Raw genomic sequence first — 21,825 nt, 5'->3', positions numbered from 1 at the left:
CGTTCCGGTTGCCATCCGGCAAGCGGTACTTCTTCCATGAAAGCGACCTTTGGATACGGTCGCCAGTTCAAACTTCATACGAGACAGGCAAAATGATCGCCCCGGATGTCCTTGCGGGAATCCGCGCCGATCGCTGTAAAACTGTCGCGAGTTGGCGCGGTGTGTAGCGGAATCAGTGCTTGAATGCAACTGCTCCACCCCAAGATTCTTTAACCCATCCAAGACAGTCTCAGAGACTGGCGAGGATCTTTTCGATATCGGCCGTGACAGTATCCATCTCGGCCATGCCATCGACAACCTTGAGCTTGCCTTTGGCATAGTAGTAACCAATGAGCGGCGAGGTTTCCTTGTAGTAAACCTCGAGACGCTTGGTCATGGTCTCGGCGTTGTCGTCCGGCCGACGCTTGAAGTGGGTCGAGCCACACTTGTCGCACGTGCCCTCCGACGAAGGCTTCTTATCCGAGTCGTGGTAGACCGTCCCGCACTGGGCGCAGGAATAGCGACCGGAGACGCGACGGACAAGCTCCTTATCGTCGACGCGAAGTTCAATCACCACGGAAAGATCGAGCCCCTTGGCAGACAGCATCGCCTCAGTGGCGTCCGCCTGCACGAGCGTGCGGGGAAAACCGTCAAGGATGAAACCGTTCGCGCAGTCAGGCGCGTCTATGCGCTCGGAGACGATCGCGTTGACGATCTCGTCAGAGACGAGGTTGCCCGCATCCATGACTGCCTTGGCGCGCTTGCCGACTTCGGTCTCAGCTGCCACGGCTGCCCGCAGCATATCACCAGTGGAGAGCTGCGGAATGCCATGCTTCTCCACGATCCGCTGGGCTTGGGTCCCCTTGCCCGCGCCCGGCGGTCCTAAAAGAATCAGTCTCATCGTCCCCTCTTTCCACCGCGTAGTTTCGACTTCTTGATCAATCCCTCATACTGCTGCGCGATGAGGTGTCCCTGGATCTGCGCAACCGTATCAAGGGTTACACTGACCACGATCAAAAGCGAAGTACCACCAAGGGCTAACGGAACGCCCGTTCTGGCCACCAGGAATTCGGGAAGAATGCAGACCACGACGAGATAGATAGCGCCGACGACCGTGATTCGGGTCAGGACGTAATCGATATATTCCGCGGTACGCTCGCCGGGACGGATGCCGGGAATGAAGCCGCCGTGCTTCTTCAGGTTATCAGCCGTATCCTTCGGGTTGAAGACGATGGCCGTGTAGAAGAAGGCGAAGAACGCGATCAGCATGGCGTAGAACAGCATAAACAGCGGCTGGCCGTGGCCAAGAGCTGCAATGATCCCCGTTGCCCAGTCTGGCAGCTGTGAATTGCCGGCAAAGCCTGCAGCCGTTGCCGGCAGAAGCAGAAGCGAGGATGCAAAGATTGCCGGAATAACGCCCGCTGTATTGAGCTTCAGCGGAAGGTGCGAGGTATCGCCCTGGAACATGCGGTTGCCGACCTGACGCTTCGGATACTGGATCAGAAGCCGGCGCTGGGCGCGTTCAACAAACACGATCAGCGCAATGACGGCGATCGCGACGATGATAACGGTGAGAATCAGAGCCGTCGGCAGAGCGCCGGTACGACCGAGTTCCATTGTGTTGGCGAGCGCGCCAGGAAGACCTGCGGCAATACCGGCAAAGATGATCAGCGAAATACCGTTGCCGATACCGCGCGAGGTGATCTGCTCACCAAGCCACATCAGGAACATCGTGCCGCCAAGCAGCGTGACGACCGTTGAGAGCGTGAAGAACCAGCCCGGGTTGGACACGATGCCCTGACCGCTCGAGAGGCCGGCAGCGATGCCATAGGCCTGAAGCGCGCCGAGAATCACGGTGCCGTAGCGAGTGTACTGGTTGATGATCTTGCGACCCGCCTCGCCTTCCTTCTTCAGGTTCTCGAGCGACGGGACGACCGAAGTCATCAGCTGCACGATAATCGAAGCGGAAATGTAAGGCATGATGCCGAGGGCGAAGATCGCCATACGCTCGACAGCACCGCCGGAGAACATGTTGAAGAGGCCGAGAATGCCACCCGACTGACCGCTAAAGGCCTGCGCATAGGCTTCAGGGTTGAGGCCTGGCAGCGGGATATGCGTGCCCAAGCGATAAACAAGAAGCGCTGCCAGCGTGAACCACAGGCGTTTCTTGAGATCTTCCGCCTTGGCGAAAGTTTTGAAATTCAGATTTGAGGCCAGTTGTTCAGCTGCAGAAGCCATGCAATTCTCCGCCCGACCCATCCCCCGGCGGCATGTGCCTTCCGGAACGCAGTCTTGATTCTGTTTTCAGAAAGCTGGGGGCGCGAGATGCTGTCGCAATCGCCTGCCTCACCCATTTTTCCGTCTGATCCCGGTAGCTGACCGGCCGGACTGCCTTGGGGATCGTGAGGCTCACATATGGACATAAAATCACCCGGTGTGAAGCTCACACCGGGTGATTTTCAAACGATTTATTCAGCGGCTGTTTCAGCAACCACGAGCAGCTTGATCGAGCCGCCCGACTTTTCGATCTTTTCGACGGCAGCCTTGGAGGCACCGGCGACTTCGATCGAAACCTTGGTTGTCAGTTCGCCGCCGGACAGGACGCGAACGCCGTCCTTGAGGCGACGGATGACGCCGGCAGCCTTGAGAGCTGCTGCGTCGACAGTCGCGTTTGCGTCGAGCTTGCCAGCATCGATCGCAGTCTGGATACGGCCGAGCGATACGGTTGCGTATTCGGATGCGAAGATGTTGTTGAAGCCGCGCTTCGGAAGACGACGGTAGATTGGCATCTGACCGCCTTCGAAGCCGTTGATCGAGACGCCTGAACGGGCCTTCTGACCCTTGACGCCGCGTCCACCGGTCTTGCCCTTGCCGGAACCGATACCGCGACCAACGCGGATACGGTCCTTCGAAGAGCCTTCGTTGTCCTTGATCTCATTCAGTTTCATGGTCAATTCCTCCGTCTCACTTCTCTTCGACGACGCGAACGAGATGCTGGACAGCACGGATCATGCCACGAACGGAAGGAGTATCTTCCAGAGTGCTGGTCCGATGCATCTTGTTGAGGCCAAGACCGATCAGCGTTGCGCGCTGTTCGGCCGGGCGGCGGATTGGGCTGCCGATCTGCTGAACGGTAACCGTCTTTGCTTCAGTCTTCTGCGTAGCCTTAGCCATGGTTCAGACTCCTCTTATTCTTCCGACGCATTGCCGGAAGCGGCGCGGCGCGACTGCAGGGTGGCATACTTGAGGCCACGCTGAGCTGCTACGTCCTTCGGATGCACCTGGTGCTTCAGAGCGTCGAACGTTGCGCGAACCATGTTGTATGGGTTCGACGAACCAGTCGACTTCGCAACAACGTCATGGACGCCGAGCGTTTCGAATACAGCGCGCATCGGGCCGCCGGCGATGATACCGGTACCAGCCTTGGCCGAGCGCAGCAGAACCTTGCCGGCGCCGTGACGACCATTGACGTCGTGATGCAGCGTACGGCCGTCACGCAGCGGTACGAAGATCAGATCGCGCTTTGCAGATTCGGTTGCCTTGCGGATGGCTTCCGGCACTTCGCGTGCCTTGCCATGACCGAAGCCAACGCGACCCTTCTGGTCGCCGACGACGACGAGAGCAGCAAAACCGAAACGACGGCCGCCCTTGACGACCTTGGCGACGCGGTTGATCGCGACCAGCTTGTCGACGAATTCGCTATCGCGCTCTTCGCGGTTCTGGCGATCGTTGCCCGAACCTCTTCTTTCCTGTGCCATTGTCCTTTTCCTTTTTCTTTTGCGGGTGGAACGGCAGGTTGAGATTGTCCGGCGTACCGGACGTGATGCGGTAAAACCGCAAATCGCCCGGCCTCCCCTTCTTCAGGCAGACCGGGCGAAATTTCTTAGAAGCTCAGGCCGCCTTCGCGGGCAGCTTCAGCAAGAGCCTTGATGCGGCCGTGGTAGATGAAGGCGCCGCGGTCGAACACGACTTCCGTCACGCCAGCCTTGGCAGCGCGCTCTGCAACCAACTTGCCAACGGCAGCAGCTGCTGCAACGTCCGCACCGGTCTTCAGCGACTTGCGCAGATCGACGTCGAGCGTGGAAGCGGCTGCAAGCGTGCGGCCGGCCACGTCGTCGATGACCTGAACGTAGATGTTTTTCGAGGAGCGGTGAACCGACAGACGTGGACGGCCATTTGCGACCTTCTTGATCTGACGGCGAACACGGCTCGCACGCTTTGTGAGTGCTTCTTTTCTGGTAGCCATGATCCCGCGTCCTTACTTCTTCTTGCCTTCCTTGCGGACGATCCGTTCCTCAGCGTACTTGACGCCTTTGCCCTTGTAGGGCTCTGGACCGCGGTATTCGCGGATTTCCGCTGCTACCTGACCGACCTGCTGTTTATTAATGCCGGAGACGATGATTTCCGTCGGCTTCGGCACGGCAATGGTGATGCCTTCCGGGGTCTGATAGACCACGTCGTGGCTGAAACCGAGAGCCAGCTGCAGGTTCTTGCCCTGCAGCGACGCGCGGTAACCCACGCCGTTGATTTCAAGCTTGCGCTCGAAACCGTCCTTCACACCCTTCAGGATGTTTTCGATCATCGTGCGGGACATGCCCCACTTCGAACGAGCATCTTTGGAATCGTTGACCGGAGTCACCGAAATGGCATTGTCTTTGATTTCAAGCTTGATTTCGTCGTTAGCGACGAAGAAAAGCTCGCCCTTCGGGCCCTTGGCAGTGACTTTCTGGCCATCAACCGAGGCCGTGATCCCTGCAGGAACCTGAACGGGCTTTTTACCGATACGAGACATTATTCAATCCTGTCTGTTCGCTAGGGAGATCCTTGCGCAGTCTTAGAAGACCGAGCAAAGAACCTCGCCGCCTACGTTCTGTTCGCGAGCCTGGTGATCGGCCATCACGCCCTTCGGGGTCGAAAGGATGGTGATGCCGAGGCCGTTCGCGACCTGAGGGATGGACTTGACCGAGACATAAACTCGGCGGCCCGGCTTGGACACGCGGCCGATCTCACGGATCACCGACGCGCCTTCGTAGTACTTCAGTTCGATTTCGATCTCGGCCTTGCCGTTGCCGAAATCGGTTTCAGTGTAACCGCGGATGTAGCCTTCAGCCTGCAGCACGTCGAGAACGCGAACGCGCAGCCTGGAGGCTGGCGTCGAAACGGTCGACTTGCGGCGGGAAGCGCCGTTGCGGATACGTGTGAGCATATCGCCCAAGGGATCAGTCATGGTCATCTAACGATCTCCTTACCAGCTCGACTTGACGATGCCCGGCACTTTGCCGAGGCTGCCGAGTTCGCGAAGTGCAATACGCGACATCTTAAGCTTGCGATAGAAAGCGCGTGGGCGACCGGTGACTTCGCAACGGTTGCGGATACGCGTCTTCGAGCCATCGCGCGGCAGAGAAGCGAGCTTGATAGTTGCCTTGAACCGCTCTTCGATCGGAAGTTCCTGGTTCATGATGGTCGCCTTCAATACAGCACGCTTGGCTGCATGGTCCGCGACGGTCTTGCGGCGGCGCTTGTTCTTTTCAACTGCGCTGGTTTTCGCCATATCGGAGTTCCTTTTAAACGCTCGTCGTTACGGTTACTGGCGGAACGGGAAGTTGAACTCTTTCAGGAGAGCCCGTGCTTCGTCGTCGTTGGTAGCCGTCGTGCAAACGATGATGTCCATGCCCCACATCTGATCAACCTTGTCGTAGTTGATCTCCGGGAACACAATGTGTTCCTTGATGCCCATGGCGAAGTTGCCACGGCCGTCAAAGGACTTCGGGTTCAGGCCGCGAAAGTCGCGAACGCGCGGAAGCGCGATGTTGACCAGTCGATCCATGAATTCGTACATGCGGGCGCCGCGAAGCGTAACCTTGGCACCGATCGGCATGAATTCGCGAACCTTGAAGCCCGCGATGGAATTCCGTGCCTTTGTGATGACCGGCTTCTGGCCGGCGATCGCTGCGAGGTCGGCTGCTGCAACCGTTGGCTTCTTGCTGTCGGCAGTTGCTTCGCCCACACCCATGTTGATGACGATCTTGTCCAGCTTGGGGATCATCATGTCGTTGGAGTAGGAAAACTGCTCCTTCAGCGCGGCGCGGATGCGGGAAACGTATTCCGCCTTGAGCCGCGGCTCATACTTGGACTCAGCCATCGATCACATCTCCCGTACGCTTGGCGACACGCACCTTCTTACCGTCGACGACCGAGAAACCAACGCGAGTTGGCTTACCGTCTTTCGCGGCAACCGCGATGTTCGACAGATGGATGGACGCTTCCTTGTTGATGATGCCAGCTTCCTGCGTCTGCGACTGACGCTGGTGGCGCTTCACCATGTTGATGCCGCGAACGACCGCACGGTCTTCCTTCGGCATAACCTGGATTACTTCACCGGTGCGGCCCTTGTCCTTGCCGGTCAGTACGACGACGTTGTCGCCCTTCTTGATCTTCTGCATATCTCTCGCTCCTTACAGAACTTCAGGAGCCAGCGAGATGATCTTCATGTGGTTCTTAGCACGAAGTTCGCGCGGAACCGGTCCGAAGATACGGGTGCCGATCGGCTCTTTCTTGTTGTCGATGAGGACCGCTGCGTTGTTGTCGAAGCGGATGACGCTGCCGTCGGCGCGACGGATGTCCTTGGCGGTACGCACAACCACCGCCTTCATCACGTCACCCTTCTTCACGCGGCCGCGCGGAATAGCTTCCTTGATCGAAACGACGATAACGTCGCCGATCGAAGCGTACTTGCGCTTGGAGCCGCCCAGCACCTTGATGCACATGACACGACGTGCGCCGGAATTATCCGCCACGTCGAGGTTTGTTTGCATCTGAATCATGTCAGGTCGCCTTTTTCTAATGACCAACTATCCGCGCGCATGAATACGAACGGAGCTGGCTATGAACACATTTTCAGTATGCGCGGGATCGGTCTTGCCAAGGTGGTTTCCCTAAGTGGGACCTTCCGTGCGCTGAAAGCAAAAGAACGCTCGTTTCCGAGCGTTCTACGCCAGTGGCGTGCTTCTTACAGGATTCTGTGTCCGACGCAAGGGCCTGACGCAAAATCCTGAAGTCTTTAAGCCTGGGCGTTGATAACCGTCCAGGTCTTGTCTTTGGAGATCGGGGCGCATTCCTGAATGGAAACTACGTCACCAACCTTGAACTGGTTGTTTTCGTCATGGGCCTTGTACTTCTTGGACCGGCGAACGGTCTTCTGAAGCAAAGGGTGAGCGAAGCGGCGCTCGACGCGGACAACAACGGTCTTCTCGTTCTTGTCGGAAACGACTACGCCCTGCAGAATGCGTTTCGGCATATTATTCTTCCTTTAGGCCTTGGCTTCTGCCGCCTTCTGGCGGGCAATGGTTTTCACGCGAGCGATATCCTTGCGGACCTCGGTGATGCGCGAGGATTTCTCGAGCTGGCCGGTGGCCTTCTGGAAGCGCAGGTTGAACTGCTCCTTCTTCAGGTCAGCAAGCTTGTCCTTGAGCTGGTCGGCGGTCAGGCCGCGTACGTCTTCGGCTTTCATCGTGCCTTCTCCTTAATCTGCGATGCGCTGTACGAAGCGCGTCGTGACCGAGAGCTTGGCAGACCCGAGGCGAAGTGCCTCGCGCGCGATCTCTTCCGAAACGCCGTCGATCTCGAACATGATACGACCAGGCTTGACCTTGCAAGCCCAGTATTCGACAGAACCCTTACCCTTACCCATGCGCACTTCGGTCGGCTTTGCCGTGACCGGTACGTCTGGGAATACGCGGATCCATACACGACCCGCACGCTTCATGTAACGTGTGATCGCGCGGCGAGCCGCTTCGATCTCACGTGCGTTGACGCGGTTAGGTTCCTGAGCCTTCAGACCGAATTCGCCGAATGCGAGGTCGAAGCCACCCTTGGCAACGCCCTTGATGCGGCCCTTGAACTGCTTGCGGAACTTGGTACGCTTTGGCTGCAACATTTTATTACTTCTCCGAGCTTATCTTTCGCCAGCGCTAATCAAGCGTTTTCACGTTCGCGGCGACGGTCGCCACGATCGCCACGCTCACGGCTTGCCGGACCCTGCGCATCGCCTTCCAGCGCGCGACGTTCCGACGCCATCGGATCGTGCTCAAGGATTTCACCCTTGAAGATCCAGACCTTGATGCCGCAGATACCGAATGCGGTTTCGGCTTCAGCCGTACCGTAGTCGATGTCGGCGCGCAGTGTGTGCAACGGCACGCGGCCTTCGCGGTACCATTCGGTACGAGCGATTTCCGCGCCACCGAGACGGCCGGCGCAAGTGATCTTGATGCCTTCGGCGCCAAGACGCATGGCAGACTGAACAGCACGCTTCATCGCACGGCGGAAAGCCACGCGGCGTTCGAGCTGCTGGGCGATCGACTGAGCAACGAGCGTTGCGTCGACTTCCGGCTTGCGCACTTCAACGATGTTGAGGTGCGTTTCGGAGTTGGTCATCGTGGAGATCTTCTTGCGAAGCTTCTCGATGTCCGCACCCTTCTTGCCGATGATCAGACCCGGGCGAGCCGAGTGGATCGTGACGCGGCACTTCTTGTGCGGACGCTCGATAACCACCTTGGCGATGCCGGCCTGCTTCAGCTCGGACATCAGGTATGCGCGGATCTTCAGGTCTTCATGAAGCAGCTGGCCGTATTCGGCGTTGTCGGCGAACCAACGGCTGTCCCATGTACGGTTGATGCCGAGGCGAAAACCGATAGGATTGATTTTCTGACCCATTATGCGGCCTCCCCTTTTTCCTCGACTTCGCGAACGACGATCGTCAGATGCGCGAACGGCTTTTCGATCCGCGATGCACGGCCACGGCCGCGAGCGTGGAAACGCTTCATCGTGATCGACTTGCCGACGTAGGCTTCCGCTACGATCAGCGTGTCGACGTCGAGGTCATGGTTGTTTTCGGCGTTGGCGATAGCAGACTCGAGAGTCTTCTTCACCGTGCCTGCGATGCGCTTGCGGGAGAACTCGAGTTCTGCCAGAGCGCGTTCGACCTTCTTGCCGCGGATCATGGCGGCAACCAGGTTTAGCTTCTGCGGGCTGACGCGAAGCGTACGGGCGACTGCCTGTGCTTCATTGTCCTTCAGCCGGCGTTCGGTCTTTGCCTTCGCCATGATTACTTCCTCTTCGCCTTCTTGTCCGCGCCGTGACCGTAATAGGTCCGGGTGGGAGCGAATTCACCAAACTTGTGTCCGACCATGTCTTCGTTGACGCTGACCGGCACGTGCTTGTTGCCGTTGTAGACGCCGAACGTCAAACCGACAAACTGCGGCAAGATCGTGGACCGACGGGTCCACATCTTGATTACTTCACTGCGTCCGCCTTCGCGCACCTTCTCAGCCTTCTTGAGAAGATAGCCGTCAACAAACGGACCTTTCCAAACTGAACGAGCCATTTAACGACTTCCTCTCTTACTTCTTGACGTGGCGCGAGCGCATGATGAACTTGTCCGTGGACTTGTTCGAACGCGTGCGCTTGCCCTTGGTGGGCTTGCCCCACGGGGACACCGGATGGCGTCCACCAGAGGTACGGCCTTCACCACCGCCGTGCGGGTGGTCGACCGGGTTCATGACAACGCCGCGGTTATGCGGACGCTTGCCACGCCATACGGTACGACCGGCCTTGCCGTCGTTGATGTTGCCGTGATCGGGGTTGGAGACAGCACCGATCGAAGCCAGGCAGGAGCCCGGAACGAGACGCTGTTCACCAGAGTTGAGGCGCAGGATCGCCATGCCGGCATCGCGGCCGACGAGCTGCACATAGGTGCCGGCGGAGCGAGCAATCTGACCGCCCTTGCCTGGCTTCATTTCGACGTTGTGAACGATCGAACCAACCGGGATGAACTGCAGCGGCATGGTGTTGCCGGGCTTCACGTCGACAGCCTTCGAGGAAGCGATGACCTTGTCGCCTGCAGCAAGACGCTGCGGAGCGATGATGTAGGCCTGTTCGCCGTCCGTGTAGGTGACGAGCGCGATGAACGCGGTACGGTTAGGGTCGTATTCCAGACGCTCGACCGTGCCTTCAATGTCGAACTTGCGACGCTTGAAGTCGACCAGGCGATAGGTACGCTTGTGACCACCGCCGATGAAGCGGGCAGTGATACGACCGTTGTTGTTGCGACCACCGCTCTTGGACAGACCTTCAGTCAGCGACTTGAGGGGCTTGCCCTTCCAGAGGCCCGAACGGTCGACGATAACCAGCTGACGCTGGCTCGGGGTCGTCGGATTATAGCTTTTCAGTGCCATTTTTCTTTACCTCAGAGACCGGTGGAGATGTCGATCGTCTGACCTTCGGCCAGGGTTACGACAGCCTTCTTGACGTCCTTCTGCTTGCCGATGAAGCCCTTGAAGCGCTTCACCTTGCCCTTGCGGACCAGCGTATTGACGGCAGTGACCTTCACACCGAAGAGAGCTTCCACGGCAGCCTTGATTTCCGGCTTCGAAGCAGTCTTGGCAACGTTGAAGACGATCTGGTTATACTCGGAAACCAGTGTCGACTTTTCGGTGATCGAAGGAGATACGATCACATCATAGTGGCGAATGTCGGTCACTTGAAACGCTCCTCGAGGGCTTCAACCGCAGCCTTGGAAAGCACGAGCTTACCGCGACGCAGGATGTCGTAAACATTGATGCCCTGGACCGGCAGAACGTCCACATTCGGGATGTTCTGGGCTGCGAGCTTGAAGTTGCTGTCGAGCTCAGCACCGCCGATGAACAGCACGTTGGTGAGGCCGAGCGATGCGAACGTACCGACGAGAGCCTTGGTCTTTGCTTCAGAAGCAACCAGGTTGTCGATGACGATCAGATCTTCAGACTTCAGCTTTGCAGACAGAGCGTGACGCAGAGCAAGAGCGCGAACCTTCTTAGGAAGATCATGCTCGTGGCTGCGAACGACCGGGCCGTGTGCACGACCACCGCCGCGGAACTGCGGAGCGCGAGCCGAATGGTGACGAGCGCGGCCCGTACCCTTCTGCTTGAACATCTTCGCACCGGTGCGAGCAATCTCGGAACGGCTCTTGGTCTTGTGCGTGCCCTGCTGCTTCTTAGCGAGCTGGTAACGCACCATACGTGCGAGGATATCCTCGCGTGGGTCGAGGCCGAAAATCGCGTCCGACAGGGAAACCTGGCCGGCGTCTTTTCCCTCGAGGGTCTTGACGTTGAATTCCATAATAGCTGGCTCCCTTACTTCGCGGCCGACTTGACGGCGTCGCGAACTTCAATCCAGGCGCCCTTGGAGCCGGGAACGGCACCCTTGACGAGGATCAGTCCGCGGTCTTCATCCGTCGAGACGATTTCGAGGTTTTGCGTGGTGATACGCGTCTGGCCCATGTGACCAGCCATGCGCTTGCCCTTCCAGACCTTGCCCGGATCCTGGTTGTTACCAGTCGAACCGTGCGAACGGTGCGACACGGAAACACCGTGGGTCGCCCGCAGACCACCGAAGTTATGGCGCTTCATAGCACCGGCAAAACCCTTACCGATCGAAGTGCCGGTGACATCCACCAGCTGACCAGCAGCAAAATGACCAGCCTTCAGCTCAGTGCCGACGTCGATCAAATTTTCTTCGGAAACGCGAAACTCAACGAGCTTCGACTTCGGCTCGACATTAGCGATGGCGAAGTTGCCACGCATAGCCTTGGAGGTGTTCTTTACCTTGGCGACGCCAGCACCGAGCTGAACGGCAACATAGCCATTCTTCTCAACAGTGCGCTGTGCGACAACCTGGCAGCTCTCCAGCCGCAAAACGGTAACCGGGATGTGCTCACCAGCGTCGTTATAGACGCGGGTCATTCCCACTTTCTGTGCAATTACACCCGAACGCATCGGTTCAATCCTTCTCACTCAGCTCGAGACATAAGCCTCAGAGCTTGATCTCAACATCGACACCTGCGGCGAGGTCGAGCTTCATCAGCGCGTCCACGGTCTGTGGTGTCGGGTCTACGATATCGAGAAGGCGCTTGTGTGTGCGCATCTCGAACTGCTCGCGGCTTTTCTTGTCGATGTGGGGGGACCGGTTAACCGTAAACTTCTCGATGCGAGTCGGAAGCGGAACGGGGCCCCGGACGCTTGCGCCGGTGCGCTTCGCCGTCGACACGATCTCACGCGTCGAAGCGTCGAGAATGCGGTGATCGAACGCCTTCAGGCGAATGCGGATATTTTGGCCGTTCATTCGACGTTATCCTTGTTTCTTGTTTCCACGTGCCAACGTTACAGCACGAGTTGTTCGTTATCCTAAGGCGGGACCACCAGTGTCAAAGATCGAACGGGTGCGCCAACAGCGGCAGTCCGTTCTCGTCTCCAGGCCGAAGGCCCACCTTAATGTCTTTGGCAATTGCCTGCCTCGATAAAACGAAGCAAGGCGCAAATAGCGCTCGCGCGCCATTTGCTACATTTTCATGTCATAAGCAAGTCAGCAGGGCCAACTTGCTTAAAAAAAGTGAACCGGGCGGGCCCCGAAGAACCCGCCCTGCCCTCTGATTTGTTACTCAATGATCGAGGCAACGATGCCGGCGCCGACGGTACGACCACCTTCGCGGATCGCGAAGCGCAGCTTTTCTTCCATCGCGATCGGAACGATCAGCTCGACTTCAACGGTGACGTTGTCGCCTGGCATAACCATTTCCGTGCCTTCAGGAAGCGAAACGATACCGGTCACGTCCGTTGTACGGAAGTAGAACTGAGGACGGTAGTTCGTGAAGAACGGCGTATGACGGCCGCCTTCTTCCTTGGTCAGGATGTAGGCTTCTGCCATGAACTTCTTGTGCGGCTTGACCGAACCCGGCTTGCACAGGATCTGGCCACGCTCGACGCCGTCACGCTGTACGCCACGGATCAGAGCGCCGATGTTGTCGCCGGCCTGGCCCTGGTCGAGCAGCTTGCGGAACATTTCAACGCCGGTAACAGTCGTCTTGGTCGTGGCGCGGATGCCGACGATTTCGACTTCTTCACCAACCTTGACGATGCCACGCTCGACGCGACCGGTCACGACCGTACCACGGCCCGAGATCGAGAAAACGTCTTCGATCGGCAGCAGGAACGGCTGGTCGATCGGACGCTCAGGCGTCGGGATGTAGGCGTCGACAGCTGCCATCAGTTCGCGAACGGCGTCTTCGCCGATCTTCTTGTTCGAATCTTCAAGAGCGGCCAAAGCCGAACCCTTGACGATCGGAATGTCGTCGCCCGGGAAGTCGTAGGACGACAGAAGTTCGCGGACTTCCAGTTCGACGAGCTCGAGAAGCTCTTCGTCGTCGACCTGGTCAACCTTGTTGAGGAACACAACGATTGCCGGAACGCCAACCTGACGAGCAAGCAGGATGTGCTCGCGGGTCTGTGGCATCGGGCCGTCGGCAGCCGAGCAAACCAGGATCGCGCCGTCCATCTGCGCTGCACCGGTGATCATGTTCTTGACGTAGTCGGCGTGGCCGGGGCAGTCGACGTGTGCGTAGTGGCGGTTTGGCGTCTCGTATTCGACGTGTGCCGTCGAAATGGTGATGCCGCGGGCCTTCTCTTCAGGAGCAGCGTCGATCTGGTCGTAGGCCTTGAATTCGCCGAAGTACTTCGTGATCGCCGCAGTCAGCGACGTCTTGCCGTGGTCGACGTGACCGATCGTGCCAATGTTGACGTGAGGCTTATTGCGCTCAAACTTGCTCTTTGCCATTGAATGCTTCCTGTGAACATAAGAGGTTGACCCGGCGACCGGGTTTGGTGTCGCCGTTTAAGGCTTTCCCAAGGATTGCGCAAGACATAATTACGCCGCCGCCCCGTACAAGGGGCAGGCCGAAAGATGGCGCTCTATCTGCCTGTATTTCAAGGCCTCGGCGTGTCGCCCTCCCCGTCTGCCGGAAGTATGGCCGCCGCAGAGATGGTGATGGCCTGATACGTAATCCTGACGTCCGATCCGGTTTTTGCGCGTGCCGCACGCGATCAACACGAGCACAAATCGACGCGATGTTTGAATGGATCAAACCGGTCGAAAATAGAAATCATTTGTCCGGGATATTGGAGCGGGTAGCGGGAATCGAACCCGCGTATTCAGCTTGGAAGGCTGCTGCTCTACCATTGAGCTATACCCGCGGGGGTGGTCCGATCTCGAAGACGAATGGTGGAGAGAGTTGGATTTGAACCAACGTAGGCGTAGCCAACGGATTTACAGTCCGTCCCCTTTAACCACTCGGGCATCTCTCCATTCGTCTGGATCGTTAGACCAAGTCTGCTGACCGTCAGGCTTGCCGCCCCTCGGTCTGCGCCGCGTATATGACGGCCTCATGTCCGTCTGTCAACACGACCTCTTTGAAAAAAGGAGGAAAAAATTGGATATCGTCATGCCATCCGACCAAGGCTCGAGCGGAGGGCTTTGCCGAAACCGCGCTCCTCGATATAAGGCAGCATGAGCACAAAAGATCCTAAAGACAAAACCGCCCGCGACACCCATTACGCGACGCTTCGCCGGAATGTTCGCGATACCAAGCGCGAACGCGGCGAGATCCCGACGCCGCAGCAGGGCCGCGTCAAATCCAACAAGGGCGCCAAGGATTGGACGCCACCGCAGCTGCAGCCGGAACAGGTGCTGCTCTATGGTCTCCATACGGTTCGGGCTGCGATCCAGAACCCGGAGCGCAAGCTGATCAAGCTTTCGGTGACACAGAACGCCTTTATGCGACTGGAGATCGGCGAATCGAGCGAGCTGTCTTTTCCTGTCGAGTTCGTCTCGCCGCAGGATATCGACAAGGTGCTGGGTCCCGAGGCGATCCACCAGGGCGTGATGCTGGAAACGCGGCCCCTGCCCGTACGCCGGCTTGAAGCCCTTAAAGAGAGCCCGCTTCTCCTGGTACTCGACCAGGTAACGGATCCCCATAACGTCGGTGCCGTCATGCGATCGGCCGTAGCGTTCGGCGCAGGCGCTCTCATCACCACCCAGAGACATAGCCCGACCGAGTCAGGCGTGCTGGCAAAATCCGCGTCCGGTGCACTGGAACTCATTCCCTATATCCAGATCACCAACCTCGCCGACGCGCTGGAATCGATCCACAAGCTTGGCTTCCAGACGATCGGGCTTGATTCGGAAGGTCCTGCCCCGCTGGAAGGCACGTTCTCCGGTGAGCGGATTGCCCTGGTCCTCGGATCCGAGGGCAAGGGCTTGCGCCAGAAGACCCGCGAAACGGTGAATGCGTTGGCCCGGCTCGACATGCCCGGCGAGATCAAGTCGCTCAACGTCTCGAATGCCGCAGCGATTGCACTTTACGCGACAAGGCAGCATCTCCTGAAGATCTCCTGAAATCACATCAGCGGCCTGACGAAAACCGTCGGGCCGCTGCGCTCCATCCTGGCGCAAGCTTTATATGAGTATTTCCTAATTATCTTAAATGGGAGAGCTTGGATGGATCGCGGGACCTGGAAGCAACCTGTCATCCTGGAAATCTTCGGCCAACCGGGGCCGATCATCGTGCAAGGCACGCTGGATGCCGCTCTTATGCTGCTCAGCGGATGGCCGGCCGCACGCACAGAAGCGCATATGGCGGCGGTGATGGCGTGCCGCGATGTGCTGACGGGCCGAAGCGTAGCGGCCCTTGCCCGCGCCGATTTCATTGAGGCTGCACTAGAGGCCGGCTTTCATGTTCAACCGCAAACCTTTCTTGCCGATATCGATGCCGAACCAATCAAAGACGTCCCGGCCTCACTTGCGACCCTGCCGATCTCGCCGGACCGCCTCGCCCCCCTCGCACCGTTCCGGCGTCGCCTCAGTAAGTCGCCCCGCTTACGCGGGCTTACCCTTGCTTATACCGAGCCCGATGCTGGCGGATCCGATTCACTCCCGTCATATCACCACCCGGTGATTAGCTGGAGCGAGCCGCATTCCGCGGCATCGGGGGCTGGGCCGGCCAGCCCACACACACCCTGCATGCGCGAATTATTGGCAGAGCTCTCGCGGACGATCGGCATGATTGCACGGCTCGGCGCCCGACGCGCCGCGGGCGTGCTGCGGCCCCAGCTTCGCCACGGAGGATCGGATCTTCCGGCCGCGGCGGATGCGCACCTTGGCAATTCCTGGGCCGTCGGTCGTCAGCAACCAATGGCATAGGCACGGTGATGTAGAGGCGAGACGAGCTTGCGCTGCTGAAGGCAAGGCAGTAGATCGTCTTCATGATGAGTATGCTTTCCATATTCGAGACGATCGCGCTCGATGCAGGCCGCACGATTCTTGAGATCCGTGGCCGTGGCGCTCATACCCACTACAAGCCTGACCACTCGCCGGTGACGGAGGCTGACGAAGCCGCGGAAGCGATCATTCTCGAAGCGCTTGCGCAGCATTGGCCGGCGATCCCCGCGGTTGCAGAAGAAGCCGTCGCCGCCGGGCAGATCCCCGATATTTCCGGTGGTCGTTTCTTCCTGATCGACCCGCTTGACGGCACACGTGAATTCATCAACGGCCGCGATGACTTCACCATCAATATTGCGCTGATCGAAAATGCCCTTCCGACCGTTGGTATCGTGTATGCTCCGGCGCTCAACGTCGGCTATGGCGGCGCACAGAACAAAGCGTCCAAGCTCGCGATCGCCCCCGATTTCACCATCGAAAACCGTCAGGCGATCCGCGCCCGCGTCATGCCACGGCGACCCATCGCCTGTGCCAGCCGGTCCCACCGAACTGTCGAAACGGATGATTTCCTGGCGCAATACGGCGACCTCGAAACCCTTTCCGTCGGTTCATCGCTGAAATTCGGTCTGCTGGCGGAAGGTGCCGCCGACATTTATCCGCGGTTCGGCCGGACGATGGAGTGGGACACGGCAGCCGGAGATGCGGTCCTGCGCGCCGCCGGTGGCAAGACCTGCGCTATCGACGGACAGCCGCTCCGGTACGGCAAGGTCGGTCGATCGGATGAGACTGATTTCGCCAACGGCGACTTCATCGCGACCGGCGCATCGGTTGATGCACTGTAGTTTACGAGTTCTGTCGACCACGAAAAAAGGCGCCTCCTTTCAGAAGCGCCTTCCTAAAACAGCTCGATATCTCAGAGGAAGAAATCGCTGTCGTACATTTTGGTCTGGCCCGCGATCTTGATCTGGAAGTCGGCATAACCGTCGCCGTTCACATCGCCTGAGACGATGCCGCCGCTAAAGCGCAACTCGCCCGCCTCGCCCGAAAAGCCTTTCGAACCGATGAAATCGAAGGACTGATTGCCGCCGAAGGTCGTATCCGCGTCGATCGACCGGAGATCGATATAATCGTCTTCTGCGCGGCTGAAGTCCTGGATGATGTCGCGGCTGCTGTTTGCCTTGGAGTCTGCGATCGAGGTGAACACGAACGTATCGGCGCCCGATCCACCATAGAGATGGTCGTTGCCGGATCCGCCGTAAAGCTTGTCGTTGCCGCTTCCACCGTAGAGGTCGTCGTTACCCGCACCGCCGTAGAGCGTGTCATTACCGCCCTTGCCGTCGATCAAGTCGTTTCCGTCATCGCCCCAAAGCTTGTTTGCGCCTGATGAGCCGTAGATCTTGTCGCTCGCACCGGTCCCGATGGCATTCTCGATGCTGACGAGCGTCTCTTTGTAACTGGTTCCGAGCGTCTGCGCCGAACCCTTGCCGAGATCGATGGCGACGCCGAGACCGGCCAGATCATCATCCTCGTCCTGCGTCTCATAGCTGATCGTATCGGTCCCCGAGCCACCGTTGAAATAGTTGCGATAGCCGACCGAGAAGAAGGCGTCATTGCCCGTCTCGCCGTAATAGTCGCTGTGATAGGTGGAGACTTCGAAAGAGTCGTTGCCGCTGCCGGCATAGACGACATCATAGAGCTTGCTCGACGTCGAAAATCCTGTTGCGACGTAGCTGTCGTTGCCGGAGCCGAGATCGATCTTGTTGCCGCCTTCGAAGGAATTTTGCACCAAATCGTCGTCAGCGCCTGCATAAACCGTGTTGAAACCACCGTATTTGCCGACGAGGTTGAGGAAGATCCGGTCGTCGCCGCCATAGGTGTAGACGGTGAGATCAGAATCGTAATCATCCTGGTAGACGGTGTTGTCGTAATCGTTGCCGTAGAATGTGGGCATCCGTTTCCTCCGGTCCGCTCCTGGCATGAGAATCGCCGCGGATTGCTGTGCTTATGCTAGACTACGAATCCTGACGGAATCCGTAATATCCCGTTGTCTGCCATTCAGGTTCGTTAACGCGCAATGGCCGCCTTCGTCATCCCCTCGCTTCGACGCTTTATCTCAATCAGATGAAGTACCACGTTGAAAAATCTTTGCGGAACCTCTTTGATTTCCATGGGTTGGTAGGGCTCACAGGAGATACCGACCATGAAAAAAACAATTCTCACCGCAGCATTTCTCATGACCGCAACGGCAGCTTTCGCGCAGTCGGCTGCAGAAAGCACCGGCGCAAACTCGGTTCTGGGTCGCGCTCCGACCACCGCAGACTTTATCATGCAGGCGTCTGCGAGCGGTATGTACGAGATCGAGTCGAGCAAGCTCGCGCTGACCAAGGGCGACGACGCCACCAAGAAATTTGCGCAGCAGATGATTACAGACCATGAAAAGGCTTCTGCCGAACTCAAGGCGCTGATCGACAGCGGCAAGGTTCAGGGCAATCCTGTCACGGCCTTGACCGAAGATGACAAGGAAGATGTCGACGAGCTGGCAAAGCTTGAAGGCGCCGATTTCATCGAGGAATATTTCGACGATCAGGTCGAAGCACATGAAGACGCGGTAGACCTCTTCAAGCGCTACGCTGAAGAAGGTGAAAATGCCGATCTGAAGGCATTTGCCGCGAAGACACTTCCTGCCCTCGAGCATCACTACAAGATGGCACAGGATATGGATAAGTAAGAACTACCCTTCCACAACTGCCATACTCTAAAGAGACAGCCGCCCGATTCGTCGAGGCGGCTTTTTCTGTTGCTTCGCCCTCATACCCGACGCCCCGGAGGTTCGTTGGAAGCCTACTGAGCAGCGAACCGTCAAACCGGTGGTTTTGAAAATGCGAGACAGTGACGCGCGAAGGCAGGCTTGACGTTTCCGTCAGGCCTCAACCGCTGCGTCACGCTTCTTCTTGCCGTCCAATAACTGAGCAAAGAGTTCGGCCTGTCTTTCGGTTGCTGCTCGGATCGCATTGAGCTGCAAAAGCATGCTGCCAAACGCTGCGACGAGCACAGAGCCGATGAAGGCGGGTGCCGCCCAAGGCAGTGCTGCCAAGAGCGCGAGCAGGGCATAGGACCCCTGCCCGGCGCTGGCCATCAGCGCCACGAGGGCGCAAACCACCAGAACGATCCCGATCCAGCCAATCCACATCAAGACTTTTCCCATCAGTCTCCCCTTAAATTTAAGAGATCCTGACAGAGCGCATTCCATGTTGCAAGGATTGGCCGGCACGAGAAGAGATGCCGGAAAGACAACGGAGCGACGTGCGTCACACCCTGCTTTCCTCAGCCCGAGAAAAGCATGATCAACCGATCAAAATGAATGGGATAGAAGTGGTGCCCCCGACAAGGTTCGAACTCGTGACCCCCTGATTACAAATCAGGTGCTCTACCAACTGAGCTACAAGGGCACTTCTGGGGGTGGAATTACCAGATTCTGATTTCGTGTAAAGCGAAAATTCCGTTGATCGCGATAAACACTTTCGAGAAACGAGATACTCGTGGTCTACCCGCAGCCGGAATGGCTGACGAAGTACCGACGCTGCACGGAAGCGGCTTGTTCGTCCTGTCGTTTCTCCTATAGCTACCTGCTGGAAGCCGTATGTTGACGATGCGGTGTTTCAGACCTGTATTCCCTGGGCGCATGTCCGCGTCACACCAAAGGCCTTCCCATGTCGATCGCGACCGAAAAGCTCGCATTCATCGCCTCAACGGCACCCGATGCCGAGGCAGCGTTTGACGAGCTGACCCGGCTTTATGGAAACGTTCCCCTGGTGGAGGCCGACGTGGTCGTGGCCTTGGGTGGTGACGGGCTCATGCTGCAAACGCTGCACGAGACCATGCATATCGGCAAAAGGGTCTACGGCATGAACCGAGGCTCGGTCGGCTTTCTGATGAACGATTTCGAAACGGTCGATCTTCCCGACCGAATCGCGCGTGCCGTCGAAAACGAGTTTCACCCGCTAAAGATGACGGCGACCGATGCCTGGGGTGCGATATCCCACTCGCTCGCGATCAACGAGGTCTACCTGTTCCGCCAATCCTATCAGGCCGCGAAGCTGAAGGTGGTGGTCGATGGGCACACAAGGCTGGAGGAACTGATCTGCGACGGCCTGATGGTCGCGACGCCTGCCGGCTCCACCGCCTACAATCTGTCGGCGCACGGGCCGATCCTGCCGCTGGAGGCGCCGCTTCTGGCGATGACGCCCGTCAGTGCGTTTCGTCCGCGTCGCTGGCGCGGTGCGCTTTTGCCAAACCGTGTCTGCGTCGACATCGAGATTCTCGAGCCGGAAAAGCGACCGGTCAACGCGGTCGCCGACAATACCGAGGTGAAATCCGTCATCCATATCCGCATCGCGCAATCGACTGAACTGACGGCACGGCTTCTATCGGATCCCGACCATTCCTGGTCTGACCGGATCTTGGCCGAGCAGTTCAACGACTGACAACCACCCCCAAGAAACGCAAACGGCCGGATCGCGAGATCCGGCCGTTTGTGTTCGTGATGCGTCCAAGCCTTACTCGGCTTCGGCGCCAAGATCGGGCTTGCCGCTGATGCGGTGTGCAAGGGCAGCTTCCATGAACTCGTTGAGTTCGCCGTCGAGAACGTCGCTGGGTGCCGTGCTTTCGACACCGGTGCGCAGGTCCTTCACCAGCTGGTATGGCTGCAGAACGTAGGAGCGGATCTGGTGGCCCCAGCCGATGTCGCTCTTCGAAGCGGCTTCCGCATTGGCGGCCGCTTCGCGCTTCATCAGTTCCGCTTCGTACATACGGGCGCGCAGCATGTCCCACGCCTTGGCGCGGTTCTTGTGCTGCGAGCGTTCCTGCTGGCAGGCGACAACAATACCGGACGGAATGTGCGTGATACGCACGGCCGAGTCGGTAGTGTTGACGTGCTGCCCGCCGGCACCCGACGAACGATAGGTGTCGATGCGGCAATCGCTCTCGTTGATCTCGATGTTGATCGAGTCGTCGACCACAGGATAGACCCAGATCGACGAGAACGACGTGTGGCGGCGTGCCGCGCTGTCGTAGGGCGAAATGCGCACCAGGCGATGGACGCCCGACTCGGTCTTCAACCAGCCGAACGCATTGTGTCCCTTGACGAGTATAGTCGCGGACTTGATGCCGGCCTCTTCGCCATCGTGCACTTCCAAGAGCTCGACCTTGTAGCCCTGGCGCTCGGCCCAGCGGGTGTACATGCGCAGCAGAATGTTCGCCCAGTCCTGGCTTTCCGTGCCACCGGCACCGGAATGCACTTCGACATAGGTATCGTTGCTGTCTGCCTCGCCCGAAAGCATCGCCTCCACCTGCCGGCGGTTGGCTTCGGTGCGCAACGTCTTCAGCGCTTCCTCGGCCTCTTTAACGATCGAGTCGTCGCCCTCGTCTTCCCCCATCGCGATGAGTTCGACATTGTCGTTGAGCTGCTGATCGAGCGCTCGCACGCCGTTGATGCTGTCATCCAGCTGCTGACGCTCGCGCATCAGCTTCTGCGCTTCGGAGGCGTCGTTCCAGAGGTTTGGATCCTCTGCCTTGTTGTTCAACCAGTCCAGTCGTCTTACCGCCTGATCCCAGTCAAAGATGCCTCCTCAGCAGGCTTATGGCCTGCTTGATTTCGTCGGTTACGTTGATGATTTCCGCGCGCATGGCGTAATGCTTCTCTCGTCTTTTCGTTGTTGACCGAAGTTGCGGTGGACATAGTTGCGCCGGCCCCGGAAGTAAACC

Annotated in this window: 32 protein-coding genes and 3 tRNA genes; 5 read left to right on the top strand and 30 right to left on the bottom strand. The window is 58.3% G+C overall.

The genetic code is table 11. The features are described 5' to 3' along the window. Window positions 1-229 precede the first annotated feature (229 nt). From BLW69_RS11760 to BLW69_RS11635, 26 genes are all read right to left on the bottom strand, one after another. On the bottom strand, window positions 230-880 hold the full coding sequence (locus tag BLW69_RS11760; protein WP_062580269.1) for an adenylate kinase: 651 nt from the start codon (window positions 878-880) through the stop codon (window positions 230-232). Then, window positions 877-2,217, bottom strand: a complete 1,341-nt coding sequence (gene secY, locus BLW69_RS11755) for a preprotein translocase subunit SecY (RefSeq protein ID WP_062457722.1) — start codon at window positions 2,215-2,217, stop codon at window positions 877-879. Before secY ends, BLW69_RS11760 begins: the two co-directional genes overlap by 4 nt. 230 nt (window positions 2,218-2,447) lie before the next feature. Next, a complete protein-coding gene (gene rplO, locus BLW69_RS11750; RefSeq protein ID WP_062457725.1) occupies window positions 2,448-2,927 on the bottom strand; it encodes a 50S ribosomal protein L15 in 480 nt (159 codons plus the stop codon). A gap of 16 nt (window positions 2,928-2,943) precedes the next feature. Beyond that, window positions 2,944-3,153: a 50S ribosomal protein L30 gene (gene rpmD / locus BLW69_RS11745; protein ID WP_062457727.1), complete on the bottom strand. Its 210-nt coding sequence runs from the start codon at window positions 3,151-3,153 to the stop codon at window positions 2,944-2,946. 14 nt (window positions 3,154-3,167) lie between these two features. Next, complete coding sequence (gene rpsE, locus BLW69_RS11740; protein WP_062457730.1) at window positions 3,168-3,737, bottom strand: 30S ribosomal protein S5; 570 nt, start codon at window positions 3,735-3,737, stop codon at window positions 3,168-3,170. 125 nt (window positions 3,738-3,862) lie between these two features. Then, window positions 3,863-4,225, bottom strand: coding sequence for a 50S ribosomal protein L18 (gene rplR / locus BLW69_RS11735; RefSeq protein WP_062457734.1), 363 nt, complete (start codon window positions 4,223-4,225; stop codon window positions 3,863-3,865). A 12-nt stretch (window positions 4,226-4,237) separates the two neighbouring features. After that, window positions 4,238-4,771 (bottom strand): 50S ribosomal protein L6, encoded by a 534-nt coding sequence (gene rplF / locus BLW69_RS11730; RefSeq protein ID WP_062457738.1) that lies wholly within the window; start codon window positions 4,769-4,771, stop codon window positions 4,238-4,240. A gap of 42 nt (window positions 4,772-4,813) precedes the next feature. Next, on the bottom strand, window positions 4,814-5,212 hold the full coding sequence (gene rpsH / locus BLW69_RS11725) for a 30S ribosomal protein S8 (RefSeq protein WP_062457741.1): 399 nt from the start codon (window positions 5,210-5,212) through the stop codon (window positions 4,814-4,816). Window positions 5,213-5,224: 12 nt separating this feature from the next. Beyond that, window positions 5,225-5,530: a 30S ribosomal protein S14 gene (rpsN, locus tag BLW69_RS11720; RefSeq protein WP_062457744.1), complete on the bottom strand. Its 306-nt coding sequence runs from the start codon at window positions 5,528-5,530 to the stop codon at window positions 5,225-5,227. 33 nt (window positions 5,531-5,563) lie between these two features. Then, entirely contained in the window at window positions 5,564-6,121 is a 558-nt protein-coding gene (gene rplE, locus BLW69_RS11715; RefSeq protein WP_062457747.1) for a 50S ribosomal protein L5, read from the bottom strand. Further along, entirely contained in the window at window positions 6,114-6,422 is a 309-nt protein-coding gene (gene rplX / locus BLW69_RS11710; protein WP_062457750.1) for a 50S ribosomal protein L24, read from the bottom strand. The genes rplE and rplX overlap by 8 nt, the downstream gene beginning before the upstream one ends. A 12-nt stretch (window positions 6,423-6,434) precedes the next feature. Next, entirely contained in the window at window positions 6,435-6,803 is a 369-nt protein-coding gene (rplN, locus tag BLW69_RS11705; RefSeq protein ID WP_052638136.1) for a 50S ribosomal protein L14, read from the bottom strand. 236 nt (window positions 6,804-7,039) lie between these two features. Further along, complete coding sequence (gene rpsQ, locus BLW69_RS11700) at window positions 7,040-7,276, bottom strand: 30S ribosomal protein S17 (protein WP_062457753.1); 237 nt, start codon at window positions 7,274-7,276, stop codon at window positions 7,040-7,042. Between the two features lie 12 nt (window positions 7,277-7,288). Further along, window positions 7,289-7,489, bottom strand: coding sequence for a 50S ribosomal protein L29 (gene rpmC / locus BLW69_RS11695; RefSeq protein WP_007770142.1), 201 nt, complete (start codon window positions 7,487-7,489; stop codon window positions 7,289-7,291). A 12-nt stretch (window positions 7,490-7,501) separates the two neighbouring features. Then, window positions 7,502-7,915, bottom strand: coding sequence for a 50S ribosomal protein L16 (gene rplP, locus BLW69_RS11690; protein ID WP_062457756.1), 414 nt, complete (start codon window positions 7,913-7,915; stop codon window positions 7,502-7,504). A 38-nt stretch (window positions 7,916-7,953) separates the two neighbouring features. Beyond that, the gene (gene rpsC, locus BLW69_RS11685; protein WP_062457759.1) at window positions 7,954-8,691 is read right to left on the bottom strand and encodes a 30S ribosomal protein S3; all 738 of its coding nucleotides are present in this window, start codon (window positions 8,689-8,691) and stop codon (window positions 7,954-7,956) included. Beyond that, the gene (rplV, locus tag BLW69_RS11680) at window positions 8,691-9,080 is read right to left on the bottom strand and encodes a 50S ribosomal protein L22 (RefSeq protein WP_062457763.1); all 390 of its coding nucleotides are present in this window, start codon (window positions 9,078-9,080) and stop codon (window positions 8,691-8,693) included. Before rplV ends, rpsC begins: the two co-directional genes overlap by 1 nt. Window positions 9,081-9,082: 2 nt before the next feature. After that, window positions 9,083-9,361: a 30S ribosomal protein S19 gene (gene rpsS / locus BLW69_RS11675; protein WP_062457765.1), complete on the bottom strand. Its 279-nt coding sequence runs from the start codon at window positions 9,359-9,361 to the stop codon at window positions 9,083-9,085. Window positions 9,362-9,377: 16 nt separating this feature from the next. After that, entirely contained in the window at window positions 9,378-10,211 is an 834-nt protein-coding gene (gene rplB, locus BLW69_RS11670; protein WP_062457768.1) for a 50S ribosomal protein L2, read from the bottom strand. An 11-nt stretch (window positions 10,212-10,222) separates the two neighbouring features. Then, window positions 10,223-10,516, bottom strand: a complete 294-nt coding sequence (locus BLW69_RS11665) for a 50S ribosomal protein L23 (protein ID WP_062457771.1) — start codon at window positions 10,514-10,516, stop codon at window positions 10,223-10,225. Beyond that, window positions 10,513-11,133 (bottom strand): 50S ribosomal protein L4, encoded by a 621-nt coding sequence (gene rplD / locus BLW69_RS11660; protein ID WP_062457774.1) that lies wholly within the window; start codon window positions 11,131-11,133, stop codon window positions 10,513-10,515. The genes BLW69_RS11665 and rplD overlap by 4 nt, the downstream gene beginning before the upstream one ends. Window positions 11,134-11,147: 14 nt before the next feature. Beyond that, window positions 11,148-11,789 (bottom strand): 50S ribosomal protein L3, encoded by a 642-nt coding sequence (gene rplC, locus BLW69_RS11655; RefSeq protein WP_062457777.1) that lies wholly within the window; start codon window positions 11,787-11,789, stop codon window positions 11,148-11,150. A 37-nt stretch (window positions 11,790-11,826) separates the two neighbouring features. Further along, window positions 11,827-12,135, bottom strand: coding sequence for a 30S ribosomal protein S10 (gene rpsJ / locus BLW69_RS11650; RefSeq protein WP_003547547.1), 309 nt, complete (start codon window positions 12,133-12,135; stop codon window positions 11,827-11,829). 312 nt (window positions 12,136-12,447) lie between these two features. Then, window positions 12,448-13,623, bottom strand: coding sequence for an elongation factor Tu (gene tuf / locus BLW69_RS11645; RefSeq protein WP_092662037.1), 1,176 nt, complete (start codon window positions 13,621-13,623; stop codon window positions 12,448-12,450). Window positions 13,624-13,965: 342 nt separating this feature from the next. Then, a tRNA-Gly gene (locus tag BLW69_RS11640) sits at window positions 13,966-14,039 on the bottom strand. Between the two features lie 26 nt (window positions 14,040-14,065). Next, window positions 14,066-14,150, bottom strand: a tRNA-Tyr gene (locus tag BLW69_RS11635). Between the two features lie 202 nt (window positions 14,151-14,352). Here BLW69_RS11635 and BLW69_RS11630 point away from each other — a divergent pair. From BLW69_RS11630 to cysQ, 3 genes are all read left to right on the top strand, one after another. Continuing rightward, complete coding sequence (locus tag BLW69_RS11630) at window positions 14,353-15,240, top strand: TrmH family RNA methyltransferase (RefSeq protein ID WP_092662035.1); 888 nt, start codon at window positions 14,353-14,355, stop codon at window positions 15,238-15,240. Between the two features lie 102 nt (window positions 15,241-15,342). Then, on the top strand, window positions 15,343-16,044 hold the full coding sequence (locus tag BLW69_RS11625; protein WP_092662033.1) for a DUF982 domain-containing protein: 702 nt from the start codon (window positions 15,343-15,345) through the stop codon (window positions 16,042-16,044). A 62-nt stretch (window positions 16,045-16,106) separates the two neighbouring features. Continuing rightward, complete coding sequence (cysQ, locus tag BLW69_RS11620) at window positions 16,107-16,904, top strand: 3'(2'),5'-bisphosphate nucleotidase CysQ (RefSeq protein WP_092662031.1); 798 nt, start codon at window positions 16,107-16,109, stop codon at window positions 16,902-16,904. A 71-nt stretch (window positions 16,905-16,975) separates the two neighbouring features. On the opposite strand, the gene BLW69_RS11615 is transcribed toward cysQ, so the two are convergent. Continuing rightward, window positions 16,976-18,013, bottom strand: coding sequence for a calcium-binding protein (locus BLW69_RS11615; protein ID WP_062580084.1), 1,038 nt, complete (start codon window positions 18,011-18,013; stop codon window positions 16,976-16,978). Between the two features lie 249 nt (window positions 18,014-18,262). On the opposite strand from BLW69_RS11615, the gene BLW69_RS11610 reads away from it, so the two are divergent. Beyond that, window positions 18,263-18,790: a DUF4142 domain-containing protein gene (locus BLW69_RS11610; protein WP_062453178.1), complete on the top strand. Its 528-nt coding sequence runs from the start codon at window positions 18,263-18,265 to the stop codon at window positions 18,788-18,790. 192 nt (window positions 18,791-18,982) lie between these two features. Here BLW69_RS11610 and BLW69_RS11605 read toward each other — a convergent pair whose 3' ends face one another. Further along, window positions 18,983-19,267, bottom strand: a complete 285-nt coding sequence (locus BLW69_RS11605; protein WP_139283848.1) for a hypothetical protein — start codon at window positions 19,265-19,267, stop codon at window positions 18,983-18,985. A 168-nt stretch (window positions 19,268-19,435) separates the two neighbouring features. Further along, window positions 19,436-19,511: transfer RNA gene (locus BLW69_RS11600), tRNA-Thr, on the bottom strand. Window positions 19,512-19,772: 261 nt separating this feature from the next. Here BLW69_RS11600 and BLW69_RS11595 point away from each other — a divergent pair. Then, a complete protein-coding gene (locus tag BLW69_RS11595) occupies window positions 19,773-20,546 on the top strand; it encodes an NAD kinase (protein WP_062580078.1) in 774 nt (257 codons plus the stop codon). A gap of 72 nt (window positions 20,547-20,618) precedes the next feature. Here BLW69_RS11595 and prfB read toward each other — a convergent pair. Next, window positions 20,619-21,747 (bottom strand): peptide chain release factor 2 gene (prfB, locus tag BLW69_RS11590; RefSeq protein ID WP_113469309.1). Its coding sequence is split into 2 segments (ribosomal slippage): window positions 20,619-21,677 and window positions 21,679-21,747, totalling 1,128 coding nucleotides; the frame shifts between segments, so codons are not numbered across the junction. Window positions 21,748-21,825 lie beyond the last annotated feature (78 nt).

This window comes from Rhizobium sp. NFR12, from assembly GCF_900108545.1.
GTDB classification, from domain to species: domain Bacteria; phylum Pseudomonadota; class Alphaproteobacteria; order Rhizobiales; family Rhizobiaceae; genus Neorhizobium; species Neorhizobium soli.
Note: the sequence above shows the minus strand (reverse complement) of the source record. Positions and strands in the feature narration are given on the sequence as shown.